This is a genomic window from bacterium 336/3, assembly GCA_001281695.1.
Classification (GTDB): Bacteria; Bacteroidota; Bacteroidia; order Cytophagales; family Thermonemataceae; genus Raineya.
Window position 1 is genome coordinate 2,560,993 of the sequence record LJIE01000001.1, and the last position, 23,303, is coordinate 2,584,295.

General features: G+C 32.4%; 20 protein-coding genes and 4 pseudogenes. 10 read left to right on the forward strand and 14 right to left on the reverse strand.

All coding sequences use genetic code 11. From position 1 onward, the window contains the following. Nucleotides 1-71: 71 nt before the first annotated feature. Nucleotides 72-641, reverse strand: a complete 570-nt coding sequence (locus tag AD998_11855; protein ID KOY86749.1) for a hypothetical protein — start codon at nucleotides 639-641, stop codon at nucleotides 72-74. An 8-nt stretch (nucleotides 642-649) separates the two neighbouring features. Then, nucleotides 650-1,216, reverse strand: coding sequence for a hypothetical protein (locus AD998_11860; protein KOY86750.1), 567 nt, complete (start codon nucleotides 1,214-1,216; stop codon nucleotides 650-652). A gap of 119 nt (nucleotides 1,217-1,335) precedes the next feature. On the opposite strand from AD998_11860, the gene AD998_11865 reads away from it, so the two are divergent. From AD998_11865 to AD998_11905, 9 genes and pseudogenes are all read left to right on the forward strand, one after another. Beyond that, nucleotides 1,336-3,051, forward strand: coding sequence for a hypothetical protein (locus AD998_11865; protein KOY86751.1), 1,716 nt, complete (start codon nucleotides 1,336-1,338; stop codon nucleotides 3,049-3,051). A 70-nt stretch (nucleotides 3,052-3,121) separates the two neighbouring features. Further along, entirely contained in the window at nucleotides 3,122-3,760 is a 639-nt protein-coding gene (locus tag AD998_11870; GenBank protein ID KOY86752.1) for a hypothetical protein, read from the forward strand. A gap of 324 nt (nucleotides 3,761-4,084) precedes the next feature. Next, nucleotides 4,085-5,095: a peptidase M23 gene (locus AD998_11875; GenBank protein ID KOY86753.1), complete on the forward strand. Its 1,011-nt coding sequence runs from the start codon at nucleotides 4,085-4,087 to the stop codon at nucleotides 5,093-5,095. Between the two features lie 114 nt (nucleotides 5,096-5,209). After that, the gene (locus AD998_11880; protein KOY86754.1) at nucleotides 5,210-6,601 is read left to right on the forward strand and encodes an amino acid permease; all 1,392 of its coding nucleotides are present in this window, start codon (nucleotides 5,210-5,212) and stop codon (nucleotides 6,599-6,601) included. A 324-nt stretch (nucleotides 6,602-6,925) separates the two neighbouring features. Further along, a pseudogene (locus AD998_11885) lies at nucleotides 6,926-7,852 on the forward strand (hypothetical protein). 194 nt (nucleotides 7,853-8,046) lie between these two features. Continuing rightward, nucleotides 8,047-9,315 carry a hypothetical protein gene (locus AD998_11890; GenBank protein ID KOY88173.1) on the forward strand — a complete coding sequence of 423 codons (1,269 nt, stop codon included), beginning with the start codon at nucleotides 8,047-8,049 and terminating at the stop codon, nucleotides 9,313-9,315. Nucleotides 9,316-9,443: 128 nt separating this feature from the next. After that, nucleotides 9,444-9,785, forward strand: coding sequence for a MerR family transcriptional regulator (locus AD998_11895; GenBank protein ID KOY88174.1), 342 nt, complete (start codon nucleotides 9,444-9,446; stop codon nucleotides 9,783-9,785). Between the two features lie 39 nt (nucleotides 9,786-9,824). Next, nucleotides 9,825-10,964: a hypothetical protein gene (locus AD998_11900; GenBank protein ID KOY86755.1), complete on the forward strand. Its 1,140-nt coding sequence runs from the start codon at nucleotides 9,825-9,827 to the stop codon at nucleotides 10,962-10,964. Nucleotides 10,965-10,972: 8 nt separating this feature from the next. Further along, nucleotides 10,973-11,173: pseudogene (locus AD998_11905) on the forward strand (hypothetical protein). Nucleotides 11,174-11,854: 681 nt separating this feature from the next. Here the strand turns inward: AD998_11905 and AD998_11910 are convergent. The 7 genes and pseudogenes from AD998_11910 to AD998_11940 all read right to left on the reverse strand — a co-directional run bounded on the left by AD998_11910 (nucleotide 11,855) and on the right by AD998_11940 (nucleotide 18,622). Continuing rightward, a complete protein-coding gene (locus AD998_11910; protein KOY86756.1) occupies nucleotides 11,855-12,328 on the reverse strand; it encodes a hypothetical protein in 474 nt (157 codons plus the stop codon). Nucleotides 12,329-12,427: 99 nt separating this feature from the next. Then, a complete protein-coding gene (locus AD998_11915) occupies nucleotides 12,428-12,703 on the reverse strand; it encodes a 30S ribosomal protein S15 (GenBank protein ID KOY86757.1) in 276 nt (91 codons plus the stop codon). An 87-nt stretch (nucleotides 12,704-12,790) separates the two neighbouring features. Next, nucleotides 12,791-13,762: a hypothetical protein gene (locus tag AD998_11920; GenBank protein KOY86758.1), complete on the reverse strand. Its 972-nt coding sequence runs from the start codon at nucleotides 13,760-13,762 to the stop codon at nucleotides 12,791-12,793. Nucleotides 13,763-13,774: 12 nt separating this feature from the next. Further along, the gene (locus AD998_11925) at nucleotides 13,775-14,482 is read right to left on the reverse strand and encodes a hypothetical protein (GenBank protein KOY86759.1); all 708 of its coding nucleotides are present in this window, start codon (nucleotides 14,480-14,482) and stop codon (nucleotides 13,775-13,777) included. Nucleotides 14,483-14,606: 124 nt separating this feature from the next. Beyond that, entirely contained in the window at nucleotides 14,607-16,490 is a 1,884-nt protein-coding gene (locus AD998_11930; protein KOY86760.1) for a hypothetical protein, read from the reverse strand. 150 nt (nucleotides 16,491-16,640) lie between these two features. Then, a pseudogene (locus AD998_11935) lies at nucleotides 16,641-17,213 on the reverse strand (hypothetical protein). Between the two features lie 743 nt (nucleotides 17,214-17,956). Next, nucleotides 17,957-18,622 carry a protein-L-isoaspartate O-methyltransferase gene (locus AD998_11940; protein ID KOY88175.1) on the reverse strand — a complete coding sequence of 222 codons (666 nt, stop codon included), beginning with the start codon at nucleotides 18,620-18,622 and terminating at the stop codon, nucleotides 17,957-17,959. Between the two features lie 71 nt (nucleotides 18,623-18,693). Here AD998_11940 and AD998_11945 point away from each other — a divergent pair, with 71 nt between their 5' ends. Then, the gene (locus AD998_11945) at nucleotides 18,694-19,290 is read left to right on the forward strand and encodes a riboflavin synthase subunit alpha (protein ID KOY86761.1); all 597 of its coding nucleotides are present in this window, start codon (nucleotides 18,694-18,696) and stop codon (nucleotides 19,288-19,290) included. A 76-nt stretch (nucleotides 19,291-19,366) separates the two neighbouring features. On the opposite strand, the gene AD998_11950 is transcribed toward AD998_11945, so the two are convergent. The 5 genes and pseudogenes from AD998_11950 to AD998_11970 form a co-directional block, all read right to left on the reverse strand. Next, a complete protein-coding gene (locus AD998_11950; GenBank protein ID KOY86762.1) occupies nucleotides 19,367-19,927 on the reverse strand; it encodes a hypothetical protein in 561 nt (186 codons plus the stop codon). Further along, nucleotides 19,909-20,685 (reverse strand): hypothetical protein, encoded by a 777-nt coding sequence (locus AD998_11955; GenBank protein KOY88176.1) that lies wholly within the window; start codon nucleotides 20,683-20,685, stop codon nucleotides 19,909-19,911. Before AD998_11955 ends, AD998_11950 begins: the two co-directional genes overlap by 19 nt. After that, nucleotides 20,685-21,692 carry a nicotinate-nucleotide--dimethylbenzimidazole phosphoribosyltransferase gene (locus AD998_11960; GenBank protein ID KOY86763.1) on the reverse strand — a complete coding sequence of 336 codons (1,008 nt, stop codon included), beginning with the start codon at nucleotides 21,690-21,692 and terminating at the stop codon, nucleotides 20,685-20,687. Before AD998_11960 ends, AD998_11955 begins: the two co-directional genes overlap by 1 nt. A gap of 501 nt (nucleotides 21,693-22,193) precedes the next feature. Next, nucleotides 22,194-22,712, reverse strand: a pseudogene (locus tag AD998_11965) (hypothetical protein). 236 nt (nucleotides 22,713-22,948) lie between these two features. Next, nucleotides 22,949-23,170, reverse strand: a complete 222-nt coding sequence (locus AD998_11970; GenBank protein ID KOY86764.1) for a hypothetical protein — start codon at nucleotides 23,168-23,170, stop codon at nucleotides 22,949-22,951. Nucleotides 23,171-23,303: the final 133 nt, after the last annotated feature.

Sequence of the window (23,303 nt, forward strand, 5' to 3'; positions counted from 1 at the left end):
TGTAAAATCGTCAATATTAAGGGCAGGAAATAGAAAATGCTGATTCCGATAAAAATCTTCTTTTTCATGATTTATCTAAAATGTATAAAATGAGTGTTCATTTCAAAAACTCTATTTTTGGAGTCTGTATAAACTATTTTAAATAGATGTAGTCCTGATGTGGGTTGAGCTTGTTGTGAAAAATACAAATAAAAACTTTTTTGCGATTTTGGTTTTGTAGCAAGATACTCCGTAAGATTTCTACGCCCACCTCCTTCATAAGGGGTTTCAATACCTAAAAGTGGAGCTAAATTTGTCCCAGCAGAAAAGCCTTCAAAATCTTTGTCACTAAAAATTTCTATGTTTGTAATGGTTTCTTTCATCACAGGCTCTTTGGGGCTACAAGCCATTAAGCTAAAACCTACATTTTCATGATTCATAAAGCTATAATATCTTATTTCTCCTTTTACCCAGAAACTTATATCACGAACAGAAGTTAACTCATATTGATAAGGAGCTTTATAATGTAGCGTTTCAAGATACAACTTTGTAATCTCAAAATATTTATCAGATTTCCCTCCACAAATACAGCTTTGTAAAAGTGTAAGAGCCAAAGGCAAAAAGAAAAGTATGCTACTACTAATCAATAGTTTCTTTTTCATGATTTTTATTACTTGAATTTCACTTCTTTAATCATATCAAAAACTTTACCTTTTGAATCCTTAAGAATAACTCTAAACAAATGATTATTTGGGGTAATTGTTACGTTTTCTTTAAAAAGTAATTCATAGCTTTCTTTTGCTATAAATCGTTTTGAAATATCTAAAAAATTTCCTCCCTGTGTATCACGGAGTCTCATAATATCTGTTAAGTTCGTACCCGCAGGATAACCCTCAAAATCTTTATTACTATAAACTTCTATACTTTCTATGGTTTCTTTAGATGTAAAAACTTCCTCACAACTTAAAGCCATTGCAGAAAAACCCGATGAAAACGGTTTGGTAGAACTATAGTACCTTACATCTGTTCTCAACCACAAGGATACTTGACTGATAGATGAAACAGGGATTTCTGTATCATCATAAATACTGCCACCTACTTTTGTTACCAAATACATCTTAGTAACCTCAAAATAAGTCTGTTTTCTACTACTACCACAAGTGCACCCTTGCAAAATTGTTAACATCAAGGGCAAAAAGTAAAAAATACTAATTCCAATAAGTAGTTTCTTTTTCATAAAGTTAATAGGTTTAGGGTTTTATGATACTAAAGTAATGATTCCCCATAAAAAAAACAAATGTTTTGTTTTTTCATAAGTTTTGGTATTTTTGAATACACCACTACCCTATTACCACTATGGAAGAAAATACAGAAAACTACACAGAAATTTCAGGAGAGGAGTTTAAGGCTATCTTGCGAGGAGAGAAGTTAGAATATGTTACTGTTGATAGCTCTCGTTTTCCACCACAAACATTTATCAATATCAATAATCTAAAAGTTAAACAGCCTATATATATAGACACCGAATTACTAAATTTTGATCTCAAATTTACATCTGGATTTTTTGAAGAAATTAATTTTACGGAGGTTTTTTACAAAGATGAGTATGAAGATGTTGCAGAGATTATGTCTGATGAGTTAAAGAAACCTAAAATCAGAAATTATAAAAAGGCAAGAGCAATTGAAATTGAAGGCGGAACTTTTAATAGTCTCAATATTTATTCTGGATTCTTTGAATATTTTTTTATTAAAGGAGGAATTTTTGGTCTTTTTCACATAGAAGAGTGTCTATTTGAAGGTAAGTTTAATATCAACAATGGAACATTTCAAGATATTTTAATTAGTGGAGGTAAATTTCAAGATATATGGGTATTGGAAGGCAGTATCGAAGATTTTTTCCTAACAAATGGGGTGTTCAGAAACATTCAATTTGGTGATTATTATATTGAAGAAATCCCATTAAAAACAAATAGGATTATACTTACTGGGGGAACTTGTGATAATATTTCTTTTGATGGTTTAGAATCAAAAGAGTATATAAGATTGAGTGGCACAACAGTTTTTAATTCTTGTAAACTTAGATATGGAAAATATAAATATATAATGGTGGAAGAATTAAAATCAGAAAATATATCTATTTGGCTTTCTGATAAAATGTTTATAGATACCATTGGTTTTAATCTCCCAAAAGCAAAGAATATATCTATATATGGAGGATATGTTTGGAATACTTTGAATGTTTTACAATTTATTAGAGTAAATATAAATAATGGCATTTTAATAAAAATAGACGATATTTACATCCATAGAATTATTTTTGATAACTGTGTAAATGCAGGTAACATCATTTTCAGTGGTGTAAAAAGTAAGAAACTAGAAGGCATTTCTCCTACCCTCAAAATCCACAATTCAGATTTAGGCAAAACTACTTTTATAGACTGCGATTTTGAAGGCATGGAATTAGATTTCAAGAGTAGTAAAATTACGGAGGTATTTCTCGCAGGTACAAAAATGCCCAAAGATATTACAACTGATGACAACGAACAAAAACGTTTGGGTTATGGGCAACTCAAAAAAATCTACGACAACCGAGGCGATACAGTTACAGCCAACGAGTATTTTGCAAGGGAAATGAATGTATTGTATGACCAGACAAAATGGTCAGATGTTCCTTTTTGGAAAAACCCAATTAAATGGTTGTGGAGGTTTTCAAGAGAAAAAATCAATTTATTTTTCAATAAAATATCTTCAAATCACGGTACAAGTTGGGGACGTGCCTTGTGGGTTACTGTAGGTTTTGCAGGCTTTTTTTACTGGTTATATTGTTTGAGTTTGAGTATCTACCCTGCTTTTCCCACATGGGACAAATGGGAAAACTTTGGTGAGTACATGAGTTATTTTATAGAATTTATCAATCCGTTTCATAAAGCAGACTACATTGCTGAAAGTTTAGGGTTAAATTCAAAAATAAATGGCTGGACAAGATTCATTGACGGAGGTTCTCGTATTATCAATTCTTATTTTATATACCAGCTTATCCAAGCATTTCGCAAGCACCGAAGGGGTTCCTAAATATTTCAAGAAAAATGGAAATTTTTTAGAAAACATCTTTGTTTCATATAAAGACCAAACTACTACTTTTATGTCCACAAAAAAAGTGTTTTTATCAGGTATTTTTGCATTATCTTCTATCTCGGTGTTTTCTCAAATCACCTACACCGCCCCTATCAGCACAATCTATGAGGGTTATGGCAATACGATTGTCATCAATGGTGTCAAAAATCCAACTTTTCAGGCTTCCAACGCTGAAGTTTTGGCAAGCGAAAACTCCAATACTATCAAACTCATTCCCAAAATAGATGCAGAAACTGTAAAATTAACAGTTCTTTCTCAAGGAAAAGTTGTCGATACCAAGGAATTCAAAGTTATACAGTTGCCTCTTGCAACAGTACATTTTGTAAAAGATGGCAAACCTCTTGATGTTTCTAATGGAATTGAGAAAAATATTGAAAATTTATCTATTCAAATTATCCCTTCTACCGAAACAAAAGAAGAAAGTCAGTATACAGCAGAAGTTTCTGTTATTATTAAACGAAATGGAAAAACTATTTTCACGAAAGAAAATGTAGCTTTTGGTAGTTTATTGGATGATATTCTCCAAAAAACAGAAAAAGATGATATAGTTTCTATCAGAACAACAACTGTAAAAAGGAAAAATTCCAAAGGTGAATATGTTTTCAGCAAAATTTACAACCCTATTCTTAACGTTCCTATAAAATAAAGATTTCCCACACATATTTTATCCTCTGACAGAAGCTCCAAAAGGCTTCTGTTTTTTGTTGCTTGAACACGACTTTGTTTTTAATTCCAATTATTATCTGTTTATTTTACTTTGAATATCAAAGTAATTTACTAAATAAATAGAACTTTTTATTTTTAATTTCGTAAAAGCTATGTGCTATTTTATTCAAGTATTTATTGATTTAACAGTGTTTAAAATTCTGCTTTTCAGTGTTTTGTGAAATTTATTTGGTAGGTTTAGAATAAATACTTAATTTTGGCGTTTCAATTTTTAGTACAGTAAACAAACCTCAAACTATCTTCTATGGCGAAAATCAAGTATTACTACGATACCGAATCGTGCCGATATGAGCGTGTACAGGTAAACAAATGGGATATAGCCTTTAATATTGCAGGTCTTTTAATTTTTGCAGCATTGTTTGGTTTAGGATTTACATTTATTTATACCAAATTTCATAAATCTGATAAAGAGGCTGAATTAGCCAAAGAAGTTGAAGAATTAAAGAGTTATTATCAGCTCATAAACAAGAAGTTAGAGGAATCTGACAAAGTGCTTACTTCACTACAAGAAAGAGACGATAAAGTATATAGAGTAATATTTGCATCAGACCCAGTACCCATGTCTGCTCGTATCGCAGGCTCAGGCGGAACAGAGAAATATGCCGACTTACTCAAAAAAGGATTAAAAAGCGAAGATTTAGTATTAAATGCCCTTCAAAAAATAGACAGATTAAAACGTAAGATGTATGTACAAACAAAATCTTATGATGATATCATGCAAATGGCTAAAAGTAAAGAAGATAGATTAGCAAGTATTCCAGCCATTCAACCCCTCTCAAACAAAGAACTAACACGACTTTCTTCTGGTTTTGGTACACGCTTCCACCCTATTTTTGGAGGAGCTCAATTCCACCCAGGTATAGATTTTGCTGCTCCACATGGTACGCCTATTTATGCGACTGCTGATGGTGTGGTTACTGTGGCTCAAAATAATTTTGGTGGTTATGGCAATGAAATTCAGATTAAACACAGCGAAGACTATACTACGCTTTATGCTCACCTTTCTGGTTTCAAAATACAAAAAGGACAAAAAGTAAAACGTGGCGAGTGTATCGGTTATGTAGGAAGTACAGGTTTCTCTACTGCCCCACACTTACACTACGAGGTGATTCATAAAGGCGAAAAAGTAAATCCTGTTTATTATTTCTATAACGACCTCTCTCCTGAACAATACGACAAGATTTTAGAATTGGCTTCTCGTGAAAATCGTTCTTTGGGAGCTGTGGATTCTAGAAACATCAAGATACAAGAATAATTTTTATTATGTTAAGTAATTAAAAGTTCTAAAAAAATTTCTTTTTAGAACTTTTTTTACGAAAAAACCTTTATTTTCGCCTCTATTATATACACTAAGTTATTCAAATTTTACATGTCATCTCAAAAAATTAGTTTCAACACAGCAATTGCGATTGTTATTGCCAACATGATAGGTGCTGGCGTTTTTACCAGTTTGGGCTATCAGGCAGTGGGTACGCCCCACATTTTCCCTTTACTTGCATTATGGTTGATTGGAGGAATTGTTGCTCTTTGTGGAGCTTTAAATTACGGAGAATTAGCTTCCTTAATGCCTCGTTCTGGTGGTGAGTATAATTTTTTATCTCAAATCTATCATCCACTATTCGGATTCCTTTCAGGCTGGATTTCAGCTACCATTGGTTTTGCTGCTCCTGTAGCTTTGGCTGCTGTGGCCTTAGGGACTTATGCCTCCAATGTGGTTGGTATAGATGCCAAAATTATTGGAATTATTGTAGTTTTGATTGTTACGGCAATTCATGCAACAGATGTAAAAGCTGGAGGAAGTTTTCAGCGTTATTCTACGGCTGTAAAAGTAGGTTTGATTTTGTTGTTTATTCTTTCAGGCTTATTTCTTACCAATGAACCCCAAAGTATCAGTATTTTACCCAAAGCAGGCGATTGGGATGAAATTGTAAAAAGCACTTTTGCAGTTTCTTTAGCTTTTGTTTCTTTCGCTTATTCAGGTTGGAATGCTTCAGCTTATTTAGCAAATGAAATTGAGAATCCTCAGAAAAATGTACCGAAATCGCTTCTGATGGGTACACTTGTGGTAATGTTTGCTTATATTCTACTCAATTTTGTATTTCTTTATACCATTCCAGTTTCTACCTTATCGGCAGAACAAGCAAAAGACTTTAGTAAACCCTTAGAAGTGGGTTATTTATCAGCAGGTGTGATTTTTGGACAAATTGGTGGTAAAGTAATGGCAACATTGATTGCTTTGTTGCTTGTTTCTTCTATTAGTTCAATGGTATTTGCTGGCCCTAGAGTAACTCAGATGATTGGTGAAGATTTCCCTATGTTCAAAAGTTTTGCAAAATTAAATGCGAAAGGCGTTCCCAGTACAGCCATTATCGTACAATCTGTTATTTCAGTGATTCTAATTTTAACATCTTCTTTTGATTCAATTTTATATGCAATAGCCTTTATCTTAGATGTATTTACATTCTCTACAGTGTTGGGTGTGATTGTTTTAAGAATTAGAAAACCACAAGAAGAAAGAAAATATAAAGCATGGGGATTCCCTATTACATCACTTATATTCTTGGCTGCAACAGGTTGGACCATGTGGTATTTGTTTAAAGAACGTATTTTGCCTGCTACCAAAGCCATTTTTGGTGTTGGCTTAAACCCTGAATCAAGTTATTTACAACAAACCATGCCTTCTTTTATCACTTTAGGAATGCTTGTGTCTGGTACAATTGTTTACTTTATCAGTAAAAATATCAAAGAATCAAAAGCTTAAAAAATAATAGTTTTATTTATCAACCTGTTTCTTATGAAATCAAAACTTAGTCAACTACTCTTATTAGTTGCAACTATCACCTTTTTAGAATCTTGCAAGGGTGGCGAAAATACCAAAGACAATGGCAAGAAAGATACAACCTCTGTCAAAAAAGATTCTACACAGAAAAAAGAGGAAACTTCAGATCGCCAAGTTCCACAAGACAAAAAATTCAATCAAATTGCTCGCTTTATTGCTGGTTTACCTCAAGTAGAAAGTGATGAGCTTAAAAAATATGAAGAGTCTGGTGCTTGGAAAAGTTATTCAAAAGAAAGTGAAGCAAAATGGAAGAAATTAAAAGATGGAAAAATAGCCAAAATGCGTACTTGGGGTGAGCAAGAGCTTAAAGAACCCAATGCACAAGGTGGATTATTGTTCTATCCTTTCAGTGGAGCAGATTTTATGCATGCTCAAACATTTTTCCCCAATGCAGATGACATTGTTATGATTGGGCTTGAACCCATTGGTACACCCTTAGATCTTGAAAAAGTAGAAAAGAAACAAACCAATTATTTCAATGCTCTCAATAAAGCAGGTTATTTTTTAGCTGAATTTAGCTTTTTCAGAACGATTGATATGGCTGTGGATTTGACTGGGCAACGCTCCATAGAGGTTGATGGAACTATTCACTTGATTATGTTATACATGGCTCAATTGGATAACGAAATTACATACTACGAAAAAGTAGCCATCAATAAAGAAGGGAAAGTTGTACTTGCCAACGATTACAAAGTTGATGATAGCAACAAAAAGAAAGTAGTTTATGGAAATAAAATATATTTCAAGAAAAAAGGAGATAACAAAGTAAGGTCATTGACATATTTTAGTGTCAATATTATTAACATGGCTTTAGAAAAAGAAACACCTGAATTCAAAGCTTACTTACAGAGTCTTCGTCCAACAGCTACTTATTTGAAAGCTGCTTCGTATTTGATGTATAATGAAGTGTTTAGTACAGTGAAACATGTTATCTTAAAGAATAGCAAATTTGTTTTACAAGACGATTCAGGAATGCCTTTGAAAAACTTTGCTGATGATAGCAAATGGCAAAAAACTTTTTTTGGGGTGTATGCAGGTCCTATTAGTTTATTCTCTGGTCGTTATCAGACAGACATGAGAGAAGCTTTCAAAAATAAAGACCAAGTTCGTGCTCTTCCTTTCGGAATTGGTTATCAATTTAGAGAAGGTTCTTCTAACTTGATGCTCGCTAAAAAAGTTGGAGAAGTAACAGATGCAGACTTAGAAACTAAACCTGCAAAAAAAGAAACAAAAGAAGAGGTTAAAAAAGACGATTCAAAAAAAAATAATAAATAATACTCAATTATTTAATTAAATTTTAAGCCTATAAGCCTCCCACGCTTATAGGCTTAGTTTTGATAAACACTTCTATAATCATGAAAATCAGAATTTTATATATTTTTGTTTTGTATATTTTACCTCATGTACTAAAAAGTCAGGGTAAAGAAAACAACGTTTTAGAAAAAATTCTGTATTTGCAATACGACCAATTCAAACCCTATCTTGACAACAAAGACGCTTACAATATCCAGATATTATACACTCAAGTTCTGAGAGATAAGAATAATAAGCCCAGTTTAAAAACATATACTTATAACATAGATAATCGTAACTATATTTATCCTGCCAGCACAGTAAAACTTCCTGTAATTTTACTATCTTTAGAAAAAGTTAACAAAATCAACGAATTAAAAGAAGAAATTGTTTTAACCAAAAATACTCGTATGAGTACTTTGGCAAGTAGCATTTGTCCTGAAGGCGTTTTGGCAACTATACCCCAAGATACCAACCCTCCTTGTATAGCCCAGTACGCAGAAAGGATGTTGCTTGTCAGTGATAATCCTTCTTTTGCTCGTTTGTACGAATTTTTGGGGCAACGTTATATTCATGAAACTTTACAGGGGAAAGGTTATGACAGCATTCGTATTGTCAGGCGTTTGGGTGGAAGTCTTTGCTATACAGATCAACAAAATGCTTGTACCAATCCTGTGATGTTTCATAATAATCAATTACAAATGGTTTATAAACAGGATGAAATCTGCAATGACTCTCTCCCTCAACCCATTTTTTCAAAAATAGAAGTGGGTAAGACTCATTTAGATGGTTTTGGTAGATTTCAGAATTTTCCACTTGATTTCACAACCAATAACTTTTTTGCTTTAAGTCAATTGCATAAAATTACCATTGCTACAATTTTACCTGAAACCTTAGAGAAGAAATTACGTTTCAATCTAACAGCAGAGGACTACACTTTCTTATGGCGTTTGATGGGGGCTTATCCCAGAGAAGGAATAAAAACTGCATATTCTATCCAAACAGGTCATTTTGATACTTACAAAAAATATTTATTTTATGGGCAAGACCCCAATGCACAAATCAATCCGAATATCCGAATTTTTAATATCGTAGGATTAGCTTATGGTTTTGCGATTGATTCTGCTTACATAGTTGATTTTGAAAACAATATTGAGTTTTTTCTTACGGCTGCCATTTATACCAATCGGGATGGTGTACTCAACGATAACCTTTATGAATATGCCACTGAAGGAATGCCTTTCTTAAAAATGTTAGGACAAACTATTTATAAATATGAGTTAGCAAAAGAAAAAAAATACAAATCGAACTTAAGTAAATTTCAAGTTTTTCAAAAAAATTGAAATTATTTTTTCATAAAATTTTATTAATATTTTTCACATAAACTATTGACTTTTAGTTTTTTATTTTTTAAATTTATCTCATCAAAAATTGAAAATTGACATTTTATATCTCAAAAAAAATGATGCTTATGGAGACGACTTATGAGAAAAGTACAAAATTGTACTACACTATAGGAGAAGTCGCAGAAATGATGAATGTTACAACTTCACTCATACGATTTTGGGAAAGTGAATTTGATATGCTCCATTTTCAAAAAAATAAAAAAGGAGACAGAAGATTCACACAAGAAGATATTGAGGATTTGAAAGCGATTTATCATTTAGTGAAAGAGAAAGGATATAAATTAGAGGCAGCAAAAGAAATTATGAGGCAACGCTCTAAAGAAGTAAAACAAAAAATAGAAACATTACAATCTTTGTACAGACTCAAAGATTTTTTACAAATGCTCAAAAATGAACTTCCTTTATAAACGCAAACTTAGTATCTTCGCAAAGCTAAATTGTTTTTTATGAGTTCATTTGTTCGTGTAAATATATACGAAATGGCGTTACATTTGATAGAAGGTGTTGGAGGAGTAACCGCTCGAAATTTACTAATTCATTTTGGTTCAGCAGAAAATATTTTTAAGGCAAAAAAGCATCAACTCCTCCAATTACAAGGAATCGGTTCAAAAGTAAGTCAATCTATTACAGAAAATCAAAGTCAATTATTTGAAAAAGCTGAAAAAGAAATAAAGGATGCTGAAAAAAATGGTATCCAAATTTTATTTTTTTCGGATGAAGCTTATCCCAAACGCCTCAAGTATATTGATGATGCTCCTATCCTTCTATACAAAAAAGGTAATACTGACCTCAATCAAGATAAAACCATTGCCATCGTGGGTACTCGGCAATCTACTCAATATGGTAAAAACTTTATAGAGCAATTATTACTTGAACTCAAAGCCTATAAACCCATCATTATCAGTGGAATGGCTTATGGAATAGACATCATTGCTCATAAAGAATCTCTTAAAAATGAATTGGCTACTGTGGGCGTTTTGGCAAATGGTTTGGATACCATGTATCCATCTTCTCACCAAAATACAGCCGAACAAATGGTGATTCATCAAGGATCTTTGATTTCAGAGTTTCCTTTGGGTACACGCCCAGATGCTCCCCGATTTCCTGCAAGAAATAGAATTACAGCAGCCTTGTCGGATGTAGTGATTGTCGTGGAATCTATGAAAAAAGGTGGAGCAATGATTACAGCTCAATATGCCAATGACTACAATCGAGAAGTTTTTGCTCTACCTGGTAATATTGGTCTGACCACTTCAGAAGGTTGCAATCATCTCATCAAAACTCATCAAGCTCATTTGATAACTTCTGCTGAAGATATTGCTTATATCATGAATTGGGAAAAAATATCTGATACTCCTTCAAAAAAGATTTTAAGTTTAAATAATTTAGAACTTTCTGAATCTGAAATTTCTGTTATCAAATATCTATTTGAAAAAGAAGAAGCAAGCTTAGACGAAATGTGTTTGCTATTAAACATACCACTAAATCAAATGGCAGTAATTTTGCTTAATTTAGAAATGCAGGATTTTATCAATGCCTTGCCTGGTAAAAGATTTAATCTTAAAACTAAATTGTTTATTCGTTGATACTGACTATGAATTACTATGAAATTTTAAACATATCTACACAAGCAACAGAAAAAGAAATAAAACTTGCTTTTAAAAAATTGGCTTGGAAATATCACCCTGATCAAAATCTAAATGATAAAAAAGCCGAAGAAACTTTTAAGTTGATTAATGAAGCTTATCATACCCTCTCTGACTCCAGTAAACGACAATTTTATGATGCGAAGATTGGCATACGCCAAAATATAGATGCTTTTCATTATTATAAAACCTATCAGAAAAAAGAACAAGAAGAAAGAGAAGTCAAAAAAGCTGTTTTTCAAGAGTTTATAAAAAAATTTAAAGCTGAAAGACAAGCCAAACAAATAGAAGTACAACAAACAGTTAAGAAAGCAAACTTCTGGATAGGGATATTTGTGGTGCTTTTTGCTATATTTGTTGTTATAATCAACTTTTTAGATATTCGAGAACGAAATATTTTATATCAAAATGCCCTATTACATTATAAAAACAAACAATTAAAAAAATCGGACTCTATTATACATATTTTGCTCAATAAGAAGCCAACAAATGAAAAATACTACCTATTATCTATAAAAATACTCATTGAGCAAGGGAAATATGATTTGGCTTATAAAAAACTACATTACAGCACTCATACAAATGAATCTGAATACATATTCTGGGAATTGGTGTGTCGTTATCAGACCAAGCAGATTATTGCACCTGAAGTATTGAAAGAATTTTCTGTTTTAGAGAAAAAGGGATACCGAGATGCAAGTTTGTATTTTTGGAGAGCTCTTATAAAATTTGAAATCTTGGCAGATAGACAGACTATTTGCCAAGATTTACATTTGGCTGCCACTTTGGGTGAGTGGAAAGCCGAACAATATTTTTATGTTTGTGAATAATTATCGGATTCTATCTGCCGAACGCACCAAGTTTTCGTCTTTTCTGATAAACCTGTTGGCTAACATATTACACACAAGAGCAATGACTGGCAAAAACAATCCTACTTGAAAATTTCCTTTTTGAGCAGGAAGTAAGATTTTTTCTGCATCAGAAATTAGTAATGCTGAAGCCACTACCGAAATAGCTATCAAAAGAGAATTTATAAGATTAAGTAATATTTGGCGAGGACGATTTCTGTAATTGAGTAAAGAAATCACACTGATAATCACAGAGAAAAATGCCAAAATAAAGATATAAACTGCTCCTTTTTCAGAAATCATTATTTCTCCTTTCATATGGCTTGTACCAAATGCGTTGATGAGAACATGTTCTCCAGCTTGGGCATCTATTTTCTTCCAAATGGGCAAGAACAAGAAAAGTGTCATCAGGATGGCTATCAACCCTAAAAAAACACTCTGAATACGTTGAATCATAAAGTTTAAAATTTTAAAACCCAAGCAAATATAAGACTTTTTTCAATAAAATGAAAAAACCTGCCTTGAAAGGCAGGCTCTTCAAGAGGAAAAGTAAAATTACTTTCTCAAATTTAGGTCATTCAAAACTTGGCGATAACGCTCTAAGTTTGTTTTTTGTAAATAGCCTAATAAGCTTTTACGCTTACCAACTAATTTCAAAAGACCCAAGCGAGAAGAGTGGTCTTTCTTATTGCTTTTTAAGTGCTGTGTCAAATAGTTAATTCTATCTGTAAACAAAGCAATTTGAGATTCAGGAGAGCCTGTATCTGTTGCATTCTTAGAAAAGCTATATTTTGCGAATATTTCTTTTTTGTCTTGGCTTGAAAGATGCATTTCTTTTATTCTTTTAGTGTTATTATATTTTCAGGTTGCAATATTAGCTTTTTTTTAATATATAACCAAATATTTTTACAATATTTTTTAAAGAGGCTTTATTTTTTCTATATTTACCCATTCATCCCACTGGCTTCCATAACCATCATATGATATTTTGTATTGAGAGCCACTTTTATCTATAATAGAGGCCTTATAATAAGATCCTTTCCAATTTACTTGCACCTTATCTCCTATTTTATAGTCTGTTGGTAATAGATTGGTTTTTGAGTCTTCGGTACCATAACTTGAGTTTGTTTTTTGTATAGGTTCTATATCTGAGGGTTTATAAGTATTTGTACTTTTTTTTAATAATAGTATTAAAATAATCGCTCCTAAAATAGTTATTGCAATTCCTACTTTTAGTACATTTCTTTTAGTTTGAGTTTTTAGGATATTTATTTTCTCCTCAGAGGGTATTCTTTTTTCTGTAATCCACTCATTCCAATAGTCACTATACCCTTTATAACGGATTTTATACTGAAACCCTTCTATATCAATGATAGTCGCATCATATATTTTATCATTCCAAAGAACTTTTATAGTATCTCCAACTTTTCTGCTTTTCTTTAAAGATATATTTACTTGAGATAAAGTTTTTTTCTCTTGATTACTTTGTTTGATAACAGAAATCGCCTCAAACGACTTTTCATAATCAGGAATATGCTCTAATATTTCTTCAGCTTTAGAAAGAGCTTTTTCTTTGTAATTTGCGTTTTTTTCTTGCTTCCATGCTTCAAAATAAGCTTGTAGAAGCATTTTAAGTGTTTCTACATTTTCCGCATTTAAAATATATGCGTGCTCCAAAGCCACAATAGCATCTTCATAATTCTGATGAGTTAAAAAACCCTCTCCTCTTTCTTGATATTTTATAACTTCTTTTTCAAGAGAAGCTTGGTCTATACCCAATTCTTGAGCAATTTCGTTCAAATCATCTTGATTTAAGCGTGTTTTTTCTTGCTCATTTTTAATTGAGAGAATTTTTTTAACAAATTCCTCTATATTTTTATCCTCATCCATTGTTTTGCTATTTTAATGAATATCTTTTTCATTTACCCACTCATCCCAAGTATTACCCCAACCTACATATCTAATTTTGCACTTTCCTTTTCCATTATTTTCTAAAATAATGACCTCGTAATCATTATATTTTCCTTTTCCACCCTCTTCATATTTGGCTTTTTCAATTTTCTTAGATGATTGATTGGAGTATTTTACTTTTACTTTATCAAGATCTTTTAACTCTTCTTTTTCTTCATTTTGCTTATTTTCTTTTGCTGTACTACTCCACAAAAAACTATCATCTTGGTTTATCAAAGCTGGATTTTTATCAATTTTCTTGATATGGGAGATTATTGCAAAAGCAAAATCGTTGCTGGTATCCAAATCAAGGATTTCCTCAGCTTTTTCAAGTACTTTTGTTTTAAACGTTGTCTCTTTATTTTGTTTCCAACCTAAGAAATGTGCCTTTGAGAGCATTTTGAGTGTATCTAGATTCTCAGGATTAAGGGTATACGCATGCTCCAAAGCCTTCAAAGCGTCATCTATATTGTTAAACTTCAAGAATCCCTCTCCTCTTTGTTGATGCTTTTTGATTTCTGCTTCTAAGGTTTCAATACTTACACCTAACTCTTGAGCTATGGCATGAAGGTCTTTGTGGCTCAATTTAGAGGTTTTATTCTCCTCTTGTATTTCTAGGACTTTTTTTACAAAATCATCTATATTATTTTCTTCATTCATAACAGTATGATTATGTTGAAAATATATAAATAAAATAGTTCTAATCTAAAAGAATAAAATTATTTATTTTTCAAAAAAAGAACTGTAAGTTTCAAATAATCTTACAGTTCTTTTTTTATCTATCTTATAATTTCATTACCTTTTTAATCAAAGTGCTTTCTTTACTCATTATCAATATGATATATGTACCTTTTGGATATTTATCTAAGTTAATATTTTGTTTTTGACTTGGGTTTTTAATTTCTAAAAGTTGCCTTCCCCATAAATCTTGAACAATAATTGCTTCAGTATTTTCATTATTTTGTATCCAAAATTCTTTTTCAAAGGGGTTAGGATAAGTTATAAAATCATTATTAAATGAAGAATTTTGATTGTTTAAGGAAATTATTTTTGAATAATCTACCCTACCGTCTATAAAATAAATTTTTAGCCTATAATAGGTTGTATTTTTAGTAAAATGATTATCTGTTGTCTGATAATGTCTTTGATTTTGAGATGGTATTTTTTCTATAGTTTGGAAATTTAAAATATTTCCCACTGATTTTTCTAATTCAAATTTAGCAACCTCATCTCTTTCAATAGCCCATAGTACATTGATTTGATTATCATCTTGTTTCTGAGCATAAAAATAAATTAATCTTACAGGTAAAGGTGTATTAGCATCATCAAATATACCACTATTATTAGGTCCACCTCCACTGGGAGCTTGGGAGTTGCAAGGGCTTGAATTATTATTACAACCACCAGAACCAAAATTTGTAGTAGTAGTTGTATTGGAAGTTGGTTCATTGATAGAATAAAAAATAGCACCTTGGCCACCTCCGCCTCCTCCACCGTGGGTTCCAGCATTTACATTAGCACCGTTTCCACCATTAGAAGCCACTATAATAGGACAACTACTTATGATATTCCAAGATATCACTTGCAATATAATACTTCCACCTGCTCCACCACCTCCTCCACCGTCGTTTCCTGCTAAACTTGAAGCAGCACCATTCGCTGAAATATTTATGCCACCACAAGTTCCTGTTGTACGAAGCTCATTTGCTCTAACAAGTATAATTCCACCACCATTTCCACCATTAGTCCCACCAGAGTTATTTTGTTGGCCACCACCACCTCCTCCTCCCATAAATACTCTGTTTGCACTAATAGAACCTGCAAGGGCAATACCTCCAAGACCTCCTGCTGTTGGGCTACATCCAACAGCAGAGCTATTCCAACCTACTCCTCCTTCTCCACCTAACGAGAAATTTCCACCACCTCCACCTCCAGCATTGATTTCATTTCCACCTCCACCTCCATTCAAGATTTTTCCTCTTGCATTGGTATATGTAGCAGATGTTACTCTATAAATACCTTCTCCTTTGAAACCTAAATTTGTTGATGAGGATGCAAAAACATTAGGTTTACAAGTAGTTGTTCCATCATAAAAATTGTTACTTCTATTTCCACCCCTAAAACCCCTATTGTCTACATTGAGATTGTGTTGAAGAGTGAGTGTCCCATTAACATTAAAAGCTAAAACACCACCAATATTACCATCCCAAGCTCTAGCAGTTAAGTTATCAGTTGTTGTAAAATTTGGTGAACCTAAAGTTGGATAAGTAATGATCTGCAAAGTACTATTAGCACCTGTGTTGTAGGTATTAGATAAAACAGAAGTTAGTGTAATAGAAATAACTCTTCCTCCACCATCTCTCGTAACTGCCGAAATCTGTGCTACTTCATACAAACCTGCTGATTCAATATTTGCTAAATTTCCAAAATTAACATCATCATTGGTATTTGTACCTATTACATTATCCTGCATTTGCATGATAATAATATTACTACCATTGGTAAAGGTCCCTGTTGTTGGAACTTCTGACTGTTCAATTGCAGAAATAGTGAGTGTTGTTCCTATATAAGTTGTAACACGAGCATAACCATTGATGGTTGTTTGACCAAAAATAGTTAAATAAGACAACAAAAATATTGCTGAAAATAAGATTACACGTAGAGCCATTAAATTTTAGGTAATTAAGTTTTTTATTTTAAGATTTATATATATTTGAACAAAAAAGTAACTGAATTTTTCATTCTTTCTCGTTGAAATACCTGTTTTTCTCGGTAAAATAAAAATCTTCCTAAAATTTGCAGTCTTTATAAATTTCTTTTATTTGAGTACAGAAGCTAACGCTTGTTCTAACTGTTCGCCTCGCAAGTTTTTTGCAATAATTTTTCCGTCTTTATCCAAAAGGAAATTCATAGGAATACCTTCTACTCGATACAAGGGAACCACATCAGATATCCAGCCTTTCAAGTCTGAGACCTGTGTCCAAGTAAGTTTATCTCTTTGGATAGCTTTCAACCATGCATCTTTTTCTTCATCCAAAGAAACTCCCAATATATCAAAACCTTTTGATTTATATGTATTATAGGCTCTTACAACATTTGGGTTTTCTCTTCGGCAAGGTCCACACCATGCAGCCCAAAAGTCTATCAATAAGACTTTTCCACGCAAAGAGGCAAGGCTTACGGGCTTTCCTTCAGGAGTATTGAGTGTAAAATCAGGTGCTGTGTTGCCAATATTCAAACCTACTACACTACCCCCACTATTTTCAGATGTGTTTGCAGATTTATTATCTTTTCGATTTTTATCAAGGTCGTCATTTTTCACACGACTCATAAATTCTACAAAGTGCTTTGCGGGTGTCGAATTAGGCATTTGTTGGGCTACTTTATCAGCAAAATCTTTCAAAAAGAGATAATCACGTTGTACATCAAGTTGCTCAGCAAGTAAAATAGAGCCCACAGAAGGCATATTTTCCTCAATAGTCTTATAAATAGTTTGATTCAGAGCCTTTAAAAATATTGTTACTTTTTGAGTGTAGAGTGTTTCAAGAGAATCTAATTTTTGTTTATCATTTGGTTTTTGAGAAATTTCAAATGCTTCTCTGGCATTATGAATCTGCCCTTCAAGATTTGCAATTTCTTGGTTATTTTTCAGTTCAGAGTTATATTTATCCAAAAAGTCCAAGAACATGTGATTGAGTTTTACATCTGTAGGGTTTCCTCCTTCCAACTGATAAGGCTTTTTAGAGATGTCAAGGGTAATATCTTTGACTGTAAGTGTGCCTTCTCCAGCTACTACATAAATATTAAAATCAGCATTATTTGCAAAAGTTATTCTGTAAATATCAGGTTCTTGCCCTTTTAATTGGAAGCTAAATTTGCCATCCTTTACTTCTGCACTATCTATTTTAGTCATTGGGTCTAAAAAGTACAAATTATGCTTTCCTGCTATTCCCAAATATACTTTTCCTTTGATAGTTGTATCTTTTAAGATACCCACAATACTGGATTCTTTTTTTGTTGTACAACCAAATATTGATAAAATGAAACCTAAAGTAATGAGGAAACTTAGATTCTTTTTCATATACTAACAAATTGATTTTGAGTTTTTAATATAATTTTAATCTTAATTTTTTCTTAATTTTTCCAACCATTTTTGCCCAAAAGTGGAACAAAGCTAAAATTATCAAATTCTTCTTGTGTGAAATGCTTTTCTTCTTTTCGAGTAATACGCATCATTTTCTGAGTATCGTTGTTACCAACAGGAATTACCAGCTTTCCACCTATTTTTAGTTGAAATAAAAGTGATTCGGGTACTGCAGGAGCTCCTGCAGTTACCAAAATACCATCATAAGGGGCAAATTGTTTGAGTCCTTGTGAGCCATCTCCCAAAAAACATTGAATTTTTCTATCATAACGCAAAATATCTATCATGCGTTTGGCTTTTCGGTGTAATATTTCGTTGTACTCTATGGTATAGACTTTTGCACCCATTTCAGCAAGGACACAAGCCTGATAAGCAGAGCCTGTACCTATTTCTAAAACAGATTGATAAGATTGTATTTCTAATAATTCAGTCTGAAAAGCAACTGTGTAAGGCTGTGAAATAGTTTGCCCTTCATCAATAGGAAAAGCCTTATCCTGATAAGCATGTTGTAGAAATACAGAATCTAAAAACCAATGACGAGGCACTGCCTGAATCGCCTTCAGCACACTTTCGTCTTGAATTCCTTTTTTACGTATCTCTTCTATGAGTTTTTTGCGTAAACCTTTATGTTGGAAATTATCTTCTAACACAATAATCTCTATTTTTTGTTTATTTTTGCAAAATAACAAAAAATTACAATCAAAACCTTTAACCTTCCAAAATCTTTATGTTTACAGGCATTGTAGAACAGATAGGAACTATCAAAAATATCGAAAATCAAGCATCTAATGTTGTTTTTACCATAGAAAGTTCATTAGCTCCTGAACTAAAAATAGACCAAAGTCTATCGCATAATGGTGTATGTTTAACTATAACCTATTCTGATAAAAACTCTATTCATCAGGTAACAGCCATTCAAGAAACTCTCCGAAAAACAAATTTATCAGATTGGAAAATTGGAGATAAAGTCAATTTGGAAAGAGCCATGCAAATGAATGCTCGTTTGGATGGGCATATTGTACAGGGGCATGTAGATGAGATTGGTACTTGTGTGAGTATCAAAGATGAAAATGGAAGCTGGATTTTTACATTTGAGTACAATTCTGATTCTAAAAATATCACCATCGAAAAAGGTTCTGTTGCTATCAATGGAACAAGTTTAACGGTTGTCAATTCTCAAAAAAATAGTTTTTCTGTGGCAATTATTCCTTATACATACGAACACACAAATTTTCATCAGTTGCAAGTAGGCTCAAGAGTAAATTTGGAATTTGATATGATTGGGAAATATCTTCAAAAGCTTTCTGAAGTATATAGAGGTTGATTTTTTAGAAAAAAGAACATAGAGAAAAGAAGAAAGATTTTTTCACTGTCTTTTCTATTTTTTTCATACCCTTGCATCAGTAAATCTTCTGAATAGAATCTCTGTTTTTCTCTTTTCCTAATTTGAGTTTGAATACTTCTCCAAAATGAACAGGCATTTTGAAAATATTTTGGAGAGGTATTTCAAGTACATATGCCCATATACAACGTATTACTCCTCCATGTGTTACCAGAAGTACATTTTCATGCTGTTTATTACGCAAATCATCTAAAAAAAGGATTGTTCTTTTATGCAATTGTAGAAGATTTTCGCCATTTGGAGCAGAAATATTTACAAAATCGTTCATCCAAGTGTTTAATTCTTCTCCATTGATTTCATCCCAAGTCTTCATTTCCCAATCACCAAAATGCATTTCCATTAAATTTTCGTCTAAAATTAAATTTGGGTGTAGGTATTCAGCCAGTTGCTTACATCTTGAAAGTGGGCTTGTATAAATGTATTCAATGTTTTTAGGTAGTTTTAGCTTTAAATTTTTGGCTTCTTCCAAAAAAGTATCTGCCAAACCTATATCTGTTTGTCCATAACAAATGTTTTTAGGGACGTTTACTTGTGTATGCCTTACGATATAAACTTCCATATTCCCAATACTGTTAAGTAAAACACCATTTCACTGATTTGTTGGGTAGTTCCTAGACAATCGCCTGTGTAACCTCCAATATGCTTTTTAAAATAATAGCCCAAATACATTTTGGATAGATAAGTAGTTGGTAAAACTAATAAAATCCATAGATTTTGAAATATAGCAAGTGGTATAAGCATAAATAATGAGCTATATATCATTTCTAGCCCCGAGAGTTTCTGAGAAGCCAGTGGTTTCGATTTACTTTGATCTATATCTTGTACATATTCGTGGGTTTGCACCATTGTAGAGGCTATAAATCGACTGGTGATGTGAGCATTGAAAAGCGTAAACATCATCAACCACTTGTTATTCTTATCTAACTCGTACAATACAGCGAATTTTAAGCCTAGAAGCAAGATAATTCCTATACCACCATAAGCTCCTATTCTACTATCTTTCATGATGGTTAGGATTTTTTCTTTTCCCCATCCACCTCCAAATCCATCACAGACATCTGTAAAACCATCTTCATGAAAAGCTCCAGTAGTCAGTACACTTGCTATCATAGATAAGATAATGCTAATAACAGGTGAAAACACATAAGATGCTCCCCAATACACCAAAACAGCTATTGCTCCTACTATCCAACCAATGAATGGGAAGTATTTTCGAGATTTTTGCATGTTTTTGTCTGAATATTCTAATCCTTTTGGACATGGTATTCTTGTGAAAAACATCAATGCTGTCAAAAAATATGTTATTTCTCTACGAATCATGATTCTTTTTGGCTCACGCCTGCACTTTCAAAACTTGCCATTTCATTTAAAAAATTCACTGCACTTTGTATAATAGGATATGCCACAGCACAGCCTGTTCCCTCTCCCAATCGCATTTGTAGATTTAGCAAAGGCTCTACTTCCATAAAGTCAAGCATATTTTTATGTCCGTATTCATCAGAAAGATGGCAGAATATAGCATTGTTTAAAATTTCTTGATTGATAGAATATGCCACCAAAAAAGCACTAGAAGCAATAAAACCATCTACCAAGATAATCATATTCTTTTTGAAGGCTGTAATCATGGCACCACACATTTGGGCTATCTCAAAGCCTCCAAATGTTCGCAAAACATCCATAGGGTTTTCTATTTGATGTTTAGCTTTGGCTTCTTCCAAAATTGCTATTTTATGATTGAATTGTTCATCATTGAGCCCTGTTCCTCTTCCTACACATTTTGAGATAGGCAAATCGCATAGTACACTCATCAGCATAGTCGCTGATGAAGTATTGGCTATGCCCATTTCTCCAAAACCAATGATATTTGAGCCTTCTTCATGTAATTTTTCTACAATTTCTTCACCTTTCAGAAAACACTCTTTAAGTTGGTTTTCTGTCATGGCTTGAGTGTGCAAAAAGCTTTGTGTTTGCTTGGCTATTTTAGCATTTATCAGACTTGGATGTGGTTCAAAATCAAAATTAACGCCTGCATCCACAATTTTCAAATCAATGTTATTTTGTTTTGAAAAAACATTGATGGCTGCCCCTCCTGCCAAAAAATTCATTACCATCTGATAAGTAACTTCTTGTGGATATGCACTTACACCCTCATGAGCAATTCCATGATCTGCTGCAAATATGACAATCGTTGGCTTTTGAAGGCTCGGGCTAAGAGTGTTTTGTATTTTTCCTATTTGTAAGGCTATTTTTTCTAATTTACCTAATGCTCCTAAAGGTTTTGTTTTAAAATTTATTTTATGCTGGAGTTGTTCTTGTATATCCATTTTTAATATGTTCATGATAATTAGGCAAATCTAAAATATTTATCCTAATTATCATGATGCTTTGTATATCTATCTGTAACTACTTTTTCTCATTAAAATTTATTCTGAGAATTTAATAAGTTCTTTTCCATCATAACGATACAGTTCAAGACCACTTGTTATCCAAATATTCCCTTTATTATCTTCTGTAATAGAACCAATAAATCTTTTTCCTTTATCTTCAGTAATTGGAATATATTTGAATGTTTTGCCATCATAGAAGCATACACTTTTTTCATTTCCTTTGCTATCACCTCCCACCCAAATATTGCCTTTCCCGTCTTTAAAAGCCTGAAAAACACTATAAAAACAAGCATTTTCTTTCTCTATACTTTGTGTAAATGTTTTTCCGTCAGATTTGTAAATTCTTCCCCAATTTCCAAACCACATCATACCGTTTTCATCTCTCAATAAGGGCCTTAGCCATTCTTCTTTATTAGGTTTGATATTGATTAATGTTTTCCCATCATATTTGAATAAGCCTTTCATAATTCTACCACCAAACCAAATATTGCCTTCTGTGTCTTCCACAATTTTCTCCACCCAGCTTATTTCTATGCCAGTATTATTAGGAATACCGTCATTTATCGTAAAATTTGTAAATATTTTTCCATCATAACGAAATAGCCCTTTTCCACCTCCAAACCAAAGGTTTCCTTTTGAATCCTGTATAATTTCGTCTATGGTATTATCTAAACTTACAGTACCAAAATCAGGGTTTTTGTATGGTGGTTTGTATGGAATAGCATTTTTACCTCTAATAGTTGTGATAGAAATATTTTTAAATGAAGTGCCATTCCATACAGAAACTCCGTCAGATGTTCCAATCCACAAAAGTCCATTTTTGTCCTCACATAAAGACAGAACATCATTATGGCTTAATCCTTCTTGAGTTGTAAATTGCAAAAATTCTTTTCCATCATATCTATAAACACCTCCACCTGTTGAGCCAAACCAAAGATGCCCGTTTTTGTCTTTTAAAGAGCAAAGAATATGGCTATGAATTGTTGCTCCATCAAATTTTTTAAGTTTTGGTGTACCTATGGGCATTTTCATTGCTTGAACCTGAAACGGATTGAACATATTTATCTGTACATCACAAGAAAATGAATAAGTAGTTGAGGTTTTCTTTTTTACTTGTCCATCACAGGAAGCAAAAAAAATGGTTGTTAAAAGTATTAGACAAATAGATTTTTTCATATTATTTATGATTATTGTTAATGAAAAGTGTACTTTACAAATTGTTTCCCATTGAATTTACAAATGGCTTCTCCGTTGATTACAAACCATAACTCATTTTTATTGTCTTTATAAATTGTCCAAATAGCATTTCCTGTTAGCCCATCTTGAGTAGTGTAATTCGTTAAATTTACTCTATCAAATTTCCATACTGCATCAATTGTTCCTATCAAAAGATTGCCTTCGTTGTCTTCATTCATTGTCCAAACTCTTGCTATGTTTCAGGTCAAAAAAAATATCAGCCACGCTAATTGAATAAATATTTGATTTTTGAAATTCATTTTGTTATAAAAATTAATGGTTTGACACTTCATAGCCGAAGAATTGTTGTCT

Coding starts and splice junctions, on each gene's coding strand:
- AD998_11895 (KOY88174.1), top strand. CDS start 9,444: ATGGAGACGACTTATGAGAAAAGTACAAAATTGTACTACACTATAGGA.
- AD998_11870 (KOY86752.1), top strand. CDS start 3,122: ATGTCCACAAAAAAAGTGTTTTTATCAGGTATTTTTGCATTATCTTCT.
- AD998_11880 (KOY86754.1), top strand. CDS start 5,210: ATGTCATCTCAAAAAATTAGTTTCAACACAGCAATTGCGATTGTTATT.
- AD998_11970 (KOY86764.1), bottom strand. CDS start 23,170: ATGAATGAAGACAACGAAGGCAATCTTTTGATAGGAACAATTGATGCA.
- AD998_11900 (KOY86755.1), top strand. CDS start 9,825: ATGAGTTCATTTGTTCGTGTAAATATATACGAAATGGCGTTACATTTG.
- AD998_11945 (KOY86761.1), top strand. CDS start 18,694: ATGTTTACAGGCATTGTAGAACAGATAGGAACTATCAAAAATATCGAA.
- AD998_11910 (KOY86756.1), bottom strand. CDS start 12,328: ATGATTCAACGTATTCAGAGTGTTTTTTTAGGGTTGATAGCCATCCTG.
- AD998_11875 (KOY86753.1), top strand. CDS start 4,085: ATGGCGAAAATCAAGTATTACTACGATACCGAATCGTGCCGATATGAG.
- AD998_11925 (KOY86759.1), bottom strand. CDS start 14,482: ATGAATGAAGAAAATAATATAGATGATTTTGTAAAAAAAGTCCTAGAA.
- AD998_11960 (KOY86763.1), bottom strand. CDS start 21,692: ATGGATATACAAGAACAACTCCAGCATAAAATAAATTTTAAAACAAAA.
- AD998_11950 (KOY86762.1), bottom strand. CDS start 19,927: ATGGAAGTTTATATCGTAAGGCATACACAAGTAAACGTCCCTAAAAAC.
- AD998_11860 (KOY86750.1), bottom strand. CDS start 1,216: ATGAAAAAGAAACTACTTATTGGAATTAGTATTTTTTACTTTTTGCCC.
- AD998_11930 (KOY86760.1), bottom strand. CDS start 16,490: ATGGCTCTACGTGTAATCTTATTTTCAGCAATATTTTTGTTGTCTTAT.
- AD998_11865 (KOY86751.1), top strand. CDS start 1,336: ATGGAAGAAAATACAGAAAACTACACAGAAATTTCAGGAGAGGAGTTT.
- AD998_11915 (KOY86757.1), bottom strand. CDS start 12,703: ATGCATCTTTCAAGCCAAGACAAAAAAGAAATATTCGCAAAATATAGC.
- AD998_11920 (KOY86758.1), bottom strand. CDS start 13,762: ATGGATGAGGATAAAAATATAGAGGAATTTGTTAAAAAAATTCTCTCA.
- AD998_11855 (KOY86749.1), bottom strand. CDS start 641: ATGAAAAAGAAACTATTGATTAGTAGTAGCATACTTTTCTTTTTGCCT.